The sequence below is a fragment of the Mesorhizobium sp. WSM4830 genome (assembly GCF_055811495.1).
In genome coordinates this window covers 45,572-52,661 of sequence record NZ_JBVVQI010000038.1, presented here as the reverse complement: position 1 = coordinate 52,661, position 7,090 = coordinate 45,572, and the positions used below count along the sequence as shown (strand labels likewise).

Genomic DNA, 7,090 nt, shown 5'->3' with positions numbered 1-7,090 from the left:
TTCCTGAGCTTGGGGATGCGCAGCTCGACGGTGCCGGCGCGCGTCTCCCAGTCGCGCTCGCGATAGCCGTTGCGCTGAGCGAGCCGCAGCGGATTCTTCTCGCCATAGGCGGCGCCGGTTGCCGCGCCCACTTCCATTTCCATCAGCCGCTCGGCGGCAAAGCCGATCATCTCGCGCAAGAGATCGGCATCCGGGGTCTTCTCCACGAGCGTGCGCAGGTTCATCATGTCGTCGGTCATCGGTGGCTCCTTCCGAAATGGGTTGGCGTCAACAACCAAACCCTACCGGAAAGCGCCGATGACCACCGCAAAGCCGCTCGCTCGCTACAGCGCTATCAAGGGCGCGCTCGCGAACGGCTTCGCTACCGCCGAGCTACACCACCTGTGGGGACACGACCGCCGTTCGCCAAGGATGCCCGCGACCGATGCGTGCTGTCGGGTTTGTCGGGTGCGCGACGCGGCGCTGTTCCGCCCCGCTGCCTGCTGAGAGCTCGTTTGTCATTGAAGAATATGCAGAAAATTCTTCTGAGCTTCTTTCTGAGCCTTTGGCACGGCTATTGCGGTTCTCTCCTCGCAAGGCAGCGCGTGCCCACGGCCGATATTCATCTCGCGGGTGACATCGCGATCGATGGAACGAAGGAAAGAAAGCAACATGTCAGGTCGAGATCAGCTACCCGCGTTGCGAGCGATGCTTTCGTCCTCACGCAGACTTTCCATTTCAGGTTTTTTGAGACCGAGCGTCCTGGCGCGCTCGTTCAAAGCCAGGCGTCGCTTCCGCATCGATCTGCGCGGCGCCGCCTTTCGCGACGTTTTCGCCTTCACCATACGCCACTGGAGCAGGCAGCCGGTCCGGCTCGCGATCATTATGATCGCGATGCTTGTCGCAACGCTCCTCGACGTCCTGACGCCGCTGTATTCCGGACGGCTCGTAGACGCGGTCGCCCAAGGAGCGGCAGCCGACACCGTCGTGTGGGATGCGGCTCTTGCGGCCTTGTCAATGTTGATTGCGCTCGCACTCGGCGCCGTCGTCATGCGCAACATCGCCTTCATTGCCATCAACGACTTCATTCTTAAGATGATGTCCGACATCGCCAGCGACGCGTTCCATCGCGTCCAGCGCTTTTCGACCGATTGGCATGCGAAAACCTTCGCCGGCTCGACAGTTCGCAAGATCACGCGCGGCATGTGGGCGCTCTGCCTCTTCAATGACACGATCGTTCTCGCGTTGTTCCCCTCGCTCATCATGCTCGTAGGCTCGAGCGTTCTGCTCGGCTGGTACTGGCCGATGATGGGGCTGATCATCGCCTGCGGCTCGGTTGGCTATGTGGCGCTGATCATTATCCTGTCGCTCGGTTATGTGGCGCCAGCGGCAAGCCTTGCCAACAACTGGGATACGAGGCTTGGCGGCTCGCTTGCGGACGCCATCAGTTGTAACGCGGTGGTCAAGGGTTTCGGCGCCGAAGCGCGGGAAGATTATCGCCTCGCGAAAGTCATCTCCAAGTGGCTGCACCGCACCCGTCGGACCTGGGTGCGCGGGACGATCAGTGCTGCATTCCAGGGGATCATGCTTCTTGCGATGAGAGCGGCTTTGATCGGCTATGCCTTATTTATGTGGTCGCGCGGCCAGGCTACCCCAGGTGACATCGCCTTGGTGCTCGCGTCTTTCACCGTCCTGTATGGCTACTTGCGTGATGTTTCCATGCACGTGCGCAACATCCAGCGCTCTGTAAATGAGATGGAGGAACTGGTCCAAACCTACAGCCAGCCGCCCGACGTAGCCGATGTTCCGGGCGCCGAGGCGATCCGGATCACCAAGGGTCACATCGATTTTGAGAGCGTCCATTTCCACTACGGCGATCATTGGTCGCCATTCTACAGCGACTTGTCGATTTCGATTGAGGCCGGCGCACGGGTCGGTCTGGTCGGCCCCTCTGGCTCCGGCAAGACCACCTTCGTCAAGCTCATCCAGCGGCTTTACAACCTGGATGCTGGACGAATCTTGGTCGATGGGCAGGACATCTCGCGGGTGACGCAGGCCTCGCTGCGCTCGCAGATCGCGATCGTACAGCAGGAGCCCCTCCTGTTCCACCGCTCGCTGGCCGAGAACATAGCCTATGGGCGGCCGGGTGCTTCTCGGTCCGACATTGAGCAGGCGGCGCGGCTCGCCAGCGCGCATGACTTCATTGCGCGCCTGCCGAACGGCTACGCCACACTGGTCGGCGAACGCGGCGTGAAGCTTTCAGGCGGCGAGCGCCAGCGTGTGGCTATAGCGCGCGCCTTCCTCGCCGATGCCCCGATCCTGATTCTGGACGAGGCGACATCGAGCCTCGACTCGGAATCGGAGGTGCTGATCCAGAAGGCGATGGAGCGGCTCATGGTCGGGCGCACCACGCTCGTCATTGCGCACCGGCTCTCGACAGTGCGCGAACTCGACCGGCTGCTTGTCTTCGACCGTGGTTGCATCACCGAGCAGGGCGACCATGCCACGCTGATCCGTCGCGACGGCATCTACCGCCGCCTGTTCGAACGGCAGGCCTTGGAGCTCACAAAGGGGTGGGATGAGACCAATGTGCAACGCGGTTGAAGGCGGGGTGAATTCAGGCTTGCCTCCCCAGCAATCCTGTCGGGCCGTTGCTGAAAAGGCGGCCGCAACCTTTCGTCGGATCTTTCGAATCCACGACGCGCGTGGTGCCGACCTGTCTTCCTGCCGCGCTCAGGCTAAACCGATGAACGGGATGCAGACAATTTTTCATGAGCTTCGTCCTGCGTTCCCGGCACGGCGCTTGAGGCTTCCTCCTGAGGCCACAGCCGCGCGATCATTTACATTCTGGTTGATGCGACCAATGGAGCGAAGGAAAGCAAGGCGCAGGGCCCGCGCCGGATACGCGTCCTCTGGCATAGAGGTGTCGCCAAAATCGACTCCCTCCCAGCATGCGCTAACCCCCCGGGTCGACGTCGGGCACAAGATCTTGATTGTCGCTGCGACCCACCGCTCTTATGCCGAACTCGAAGCTGCAACATACGGACCTGCGTTCCGCCGCGCGGGATTGCATAAGCTGGCTGTAGCGTCTCCCATGCACCATCGGCATCAACGTTCGGCTCGAGACGTTTCGAAAACTCGCCGAGGTCAGTACGAAACCGGCGATGCGGTCGCGGTCTTCGAAGTGCGTCCCGACATGGCGCGAGCGTAAGAAAACCGGTTTGCGAGGAAGGGATCATGTCAGACCTTGAGCTGTTGCAGAAGAAGGTCCGCAAGCTGCAGTCGCGCGCGGGAGCCGCCAAGATGGAATTGCACGGCCTTGCCGAGGACCTGCCGGTCAACTGGACCAAGATCAAGGCGGTCGCCGGGAAAGCCTTCGGGATCTTTGCCGAATTGAATGTGGCAAAGGAAGAGCTCGCGGCGTTGGAGAATTCACAATGACGGGCGCTTTTGTCACCCGCGACGGCTCTCCATGGACGCCGCACTATCTGACGGCGATCGATCGCGCGACCTGCATCGGCTGCGGCCGCTGCTTCAAGGTCTGCTCGCGCGAGGTCATGCACCTTCATGGCGTCGATGACGCAGGCGAAATCCTGGGCATCTGCGCGGGCGAGGACGACGACTTCGACGGCGAGCTCAACCGCATGGTCATGATCGTCGACCATGCCGGCCGCTGCATCGGCTGCGGTGCCTGCGGCCGCGTCTGCCCGAAGAACTGCCAGACCCACCTTGCGGCCGACACGCTAGCTGCATGAGCCGGGGACAAGACCAGGAGAACGGCGCCACGTTCGCACATCACTATGGCTGTTTAAGCACCAGCCAATGGCCGCCGACCGACCAGGCGACGGCGTTCGACCAGCATGTGCTTGCATGTGTTATCTACCTCGCGCTGGAGGAGGTTGAGGCCGGCAAGGCGACCGCGACCGAAGCAACCGGCCTTTCGCGCGCCGACCTGCGAGATCTCGTTACACGCTGTTTCCCCGCTATGCCCGTCAACGCCTTCGCGCTGGAAAAGCTCACTGATCCCGAGCCGGATATGGAGGAAGGGCTTCTGCGCTGCCTGCTCATTGGGCATGCCAGGCCAGGCGATCCGGCGAGCACCCTCTTCGCCAAGATCATCGCCAGGCGTAGTTTGCGCAATGACCATCTGTGGCAGGACCTTGGCCTTGTCAATCGCGCCGAGCTCAGCCGCTTGATCGCCAGGCATTTCCCGGCGCTGGCGGCCGGCAACACCAACAACATGAAATGGAAGAAGTACTTCTATCGTAAGCTCTGCGAGGCTGAAGGCTTTTCGCTATGCACCGCGCCCAGTTGTCAGGAGTGTCGAGATTTCGAAAGCTGTTTTGGCCCGGAGGAAGGCCAAAGCCACTTGGCACGGGTCAAGGACGGGTTCGCATTGGATTAAGAGCCACTTTCGTGGGCGCCGCCGCCCGGGCTTGATTGGCATCGAAGCCACACGCGCTTTTCCCGGCGACGTCGCGAGGAGGACGGGATGTTCAGCGCCTCACGATATTTCGCAACCGTACGGCGAGCAATGTCAATCCCCGTTTCCTTGAGCCGGGTGGCGATGTCGTCGTCGGAAAGCACTTCGTCGGGCGATTCCAAGGTAACCATCGCCTTGATACGATGGCGGACAGCTTCGGCGGAGTGCGCGTCGCCGCCTTCGAAGGAGGCGATCGCGACGGTGAAAAAATACTTCAGTTCGAACACGCCACGCGGGGTCAGCATGTATTTGTTCGACGTCACCCGGCTTACCGTCGACTGGTGTACGTTGACCGCATCCGCGACAGTCCTGAGACTGAGAGGCCGCAGGTGGTCGACGCCGTGTTCCAAAAAGGCGTCCTGCTGGCGGATGATTTCAGCCGCGACCTTGAGGATCGTCTTGGCGCGCTGATCAAGGCTGCGGATTAGCCAGTTCGCGTTTTGGAGGCATTCGTTGAGAAATGCCTGATCTTTCGAATTGTGCGTGCTTAGGCGCGAGACCTCGGCAAAATAGGTTTGGTTCATCAGCACTTTGGGCAGCGTGTCTGGATTGAGTTCGATTTGCCATCCGCCTGCGGGCGAGGGCAGGACCAAGACGTCGGGTATGATCGCTTCAGGCCCTCCGGATTGGAATCGGTTTCCAGGCTTGGGATCGAGCGCGCGGATTTCGTGCAACATATCGAGAAGGTCGTCTTCATCGACACCGCAGTGGCGCTTCAATGCCTGAAAATCGCGTCGCGCTAGCGCTTCAAGATTGGCGACCATCGCTGCCATCGCCGGGTCGAACCTGTCTAGCTGCCGCAATTGTATCTCAAGGCATTCGCTGAGAGTTCGCGCAAAAATCCCCGGTGGATCGAACTGCTGCAAGGTTCCGAGAACCCGTTCCACGTCAGCCTCCCGGACATTTAGGCTGCCGGCTAGTTCCGAAAGGTTCACCTGAATGTATCCGTTGTCTTCCAGATAACCGGCAAGCTCGCCAGCTATTCGCCGCTCCAGCGGCGCGAACGCGCTGAGAGCGATCTGACGAGCGACATGGTCGTGCAGTGTTTCGGTGGACGTGCAGGTATCTTCGAGAGCATTGTTTCCCCCCGTTGCGACATTGTTTTTGCCGCGGATTGATTTCCACTCCGAGGCCCGTTCCGATATTCCGCCCGTCGTCGGCCCGATGTGGGGGTTTTCGGCCGAAATGGACGGAGTATCCTTCGGCGCCCGGCCATCGTTTGATGCATGTTCCAGAAAGGGGTTCTTCTCGATTTCCTGCTCGACGAACTGATGCAGTTCGGGATGCGCCAGTTGCAGCAGCCGAATTGACTCCATCATTTGCGGCGTCAAAACGAACGATTGCTTCTGACGCTGAAGCAGGCTTGCTGAGGATTGCATGGTTAGCGTGAAACTCCTACCGAGCGACTCTTGGCCTTGTGCAGTGGGACCTTTCGAGACGTTGACTCTTCTGGATCATGCAGCCGTCACGGATTTGCCGGCCTTCAGCGTTTCAAGGACGTTCTGCGGCGACGAGACGCCATAGGGGTCGGTCTCGCAGTTGTCGGAAAAACCTTCCTCCTCGAACCACCGCTCCACCAAGCCATTGTTGATCAGAGCGGCGTAGCGCCAGGAGCGCATACCGAAGCCGAGATTATCCTTGGCGACCAGCATGCCCATCTTGCGCGTGAACTCGCCTGAGCCGTCCGGAAGGAGCTCGACCTTCTGCAGCCCCAAGGCCTTCCCCCACGCATTCATGACGAAGGCATCGTTGACGGAGACGCAGTAGATCGCTTCAATTCCCAGCTTCTCAAATTCGTCATAGAGCTCTTCGAAGTTGGGCAGTTGGTAGGTCGAGCAGGTCGGGGTGAAGGCGCCTGGCAGCGAGAACAGTATGACGCGCTTGCCGACAAAGTAGTCGTCGGATGTCTTTTCTTCCCAACGGTATGGATTTGGCCCTTGGACTGAATCATCGCGAACACGCGTTAGAAAGGTGACGAAAGGAACCTTTTTTTTGACGGTCATCGATGTTGCTCCTGGAGTAAAAAATGATGCGCTGCTTTTTCGGTTGAAACTGACACGGCATCGACCTCGGCCGGCAATTCGGCCGAGCGCCGCGCGTTTGCGTGTCGGCCTTGGATCAGCCATGGCAAAACCGCTCGCGACCACGGGCGTTTGAAGAAAACGAGGTCTCGATTTGCGGCGGCAACGAGAACGGTTTCACTACGCGCTTGTATGGGGCGTCGCGATGTCGGCAATGGTCTTGCTCCTGTCCACCTTGTGATGGGTTCTGCTGAGTACGACGCAAGCGCCATGCCATTCGATTCTAGGCAGGGGTTCACAGTGATTTTTGCAGCGACACTCTTTGCCTTGAGCGGCCAGAAACCATGCCTTCGCCGAGACCGAGCGCGCCCATAATCACCTGATCGTGAGCTCTGGGCAGAGGGGATCCCTTTATGCGTATCAAGCCGCGAGCCTCTTTTGTCCGAAGCTGGACAACAATGTTGGAAATCGGACCAGACGGTCGCCGGATCGCCGGCGCGGAGAATAGGTGGCGCGTATTCGGAGCGCGAATCTGTGGCCCATACTCGGAACGAGTGACAGGAGTCGGAGGGTTAACCTGACGAAGGTCCCTATTGGCCTCAGTTCT

8 protein-coding genes are annotated in these 7,090 nt (G+C 60.0%); 5 read left to right on the top strand and 3 right to left on the bottom strand.

The window, feature by feature from the left end; genetic code table 11:
- Nucleotides 1–239, bottom strand: a 239-nt coding sequence (locus tag AC0L2Y_RS30545) for a transposase (RefSeq protein WP_473561568.1), incomplete at its 3' end; no start/stop codon positions are given.
- 58 nt (nucleotides 240–297) lie between these two features.
- Between AC0L2Y_RS30545 and AC0L2Y_RS30540 the strand changes: the two genes are divergently transcribed.
- The 5 genes from AC0L2Y_RS30540 (at nucleotide 298) to AC0L2Y_RS30520 (ending at nucleotide 4,384) form a co-directional block, all read left to right on the top strand.
- Entirely contained in the window at nucleotides 298–486 is a 189-nt protein-coding gene (locus AC0L2Y_RS30540) for a hypothetical protein (protein ID WP_473561566.1), read from the top strand.
- A 201-nt stretch (nucleotides 487–687) separates the two neighbouring features.
- Nucleotides 688–2,583 carry an ABC transporter ATP-binding protein gene (locus AC0L2Y_RS30535; RefSeq protein WP_473561576.1) on the top strand — a complete coding sequence of 632 codons (1,896 nt, stop codon included), beginning with the start codon at nucleotides 688–690 and terminating at the stop codon, nucleotides 2,581–2,583.
- 633 nt (nucleotides 2,584–3,216) lie between these two features.
- The gene (locus AC0L2Y_RS30530) at nucleotides 3,217–3,420 is read left to right on the top strand and encodes a CCE_0567 family metalloprotein (protein ID WP_473561564.1); all 204 of its coding nucleotides are present in this window, start codon (nucleotides 3,217–3,219) and stop codon (nucleotides 3,418–3,420) included.
- Nucleotides 3,417–3,734 carry a ferredoxin III, nif-specific gene (fdxB, locus tag AC0L2Y_RS30525; RefSeq protein WP_126079046.1) on the top strand — a complete coding sequence of 106 codons (318 nt, stop codon included), beginning with the start codon at nucleotides 3,417–3,419 and terminating at the stop codon, nucleotides 3,732–3,734. Before AC0L2Y_RS30530 ends, fdxB begins: the two co-directional genes overlap by 4 nt.
- Complete coding sequence (locus AC0L2Y_RS30520) at nucleotides 3,731–4,384, top strand: nitrogen fixation protein NifQ (protein ID WP_473561562.1); 654 nt, start codon at nucleotides 3,731–3,733, stop codon at nucleotides 4,382–4,384. The genes fdxB and AC0L2Y_RS30520 overlap by 4 nt, the downstream gene beginning before the upstream one ends.
- On the opposite strand, the gene rpoN is transcribed toward AC0L2Y_RS30520, so the two are convergent.
- Nucleotides 4,381–5,841, bottom strand: coding sequence for an RNA polymerase factor sigma-54 (gene rpoN / locus AC0L2Y_RS30515; protein ID WP_473503330.1), 1,461 nt, complete (start codon nucleotides 5,839–5,841; stop codon nucleotides 4,381–4,383). The genes AC0L2Y_RS30520 and rpoN overlap by 4 nt on opposite strands.
- Nucleotides 5,842–5,916: 75 nt before the next feature.
- Entirely contained in the window at nucleotides 5,917–6,465 is a 549-nt protein-coding gene (locus AC0L2Y_RS30510; RefSeq protein WP_473503332.1) for a redoxin family protein, read from the bottom strand.
- Between the last annotated feature and the right edge of the window lie 625 nt (nucleotides 6,466–7,090).

What these genes read in the sequence shown, in the direction of transcription:
- rpoN (WP_473503330.1), bottom strand. Translation starts at nt 5,841, where the DNA reads ATGCAATCCTCAGCAAGCCTGCTTCAGCGTCAGAAGCAATCGTTCGTT.
- AC0L2Y_RS30530 (WP_473561564.1), top strand. Translation starts at nt 3,217, where the DNA reads ATGTCAGACCTTGAGCTGTTGCAGAAGAAGGTCCGCAAGCTGCAGTCG.
- AC0L2Y_RS30535 (WP_473561576.1), top strand. Translation starts at nt 688, where the DNA reads ATGCTTTCGTCCTCACGCAGACTTTCCATTTCAGGTTTTTTGAGACCG.
- AC0L2Y_RS30540 (WP_473561566.1), top strand. Translation starts at nt 298, where the DNA reads ATGACCACCGCAAAGCCGCTCGCTCGCTACAGCGCTATCAAGGGCGCG.
- AC0L2Y_RS30520 (WP_473561562.1), top strand. Translation starts at nt 3,731, where the DNA reads ATGAGCCGGGGACAAGACCAGGAGAACGGCGCCACGTTCGCACATCAC.
- AC0L2Y_RS30510 (WP_473503332.1), bottom strand. Translation starts at nt 6,465, where the DNA reads ATGACCGTCAAAAAAAAGGTTCCTTTCGTCACCTTTCTAACGCGTGTT.
- fdxB (WP_126079046.1), top strand. Translation starts at nt 3,417, where the DNA reads ATGACGGGCGCTTTTGTCACCCGCGACGGCTCTCCATGGACGCCGCAC.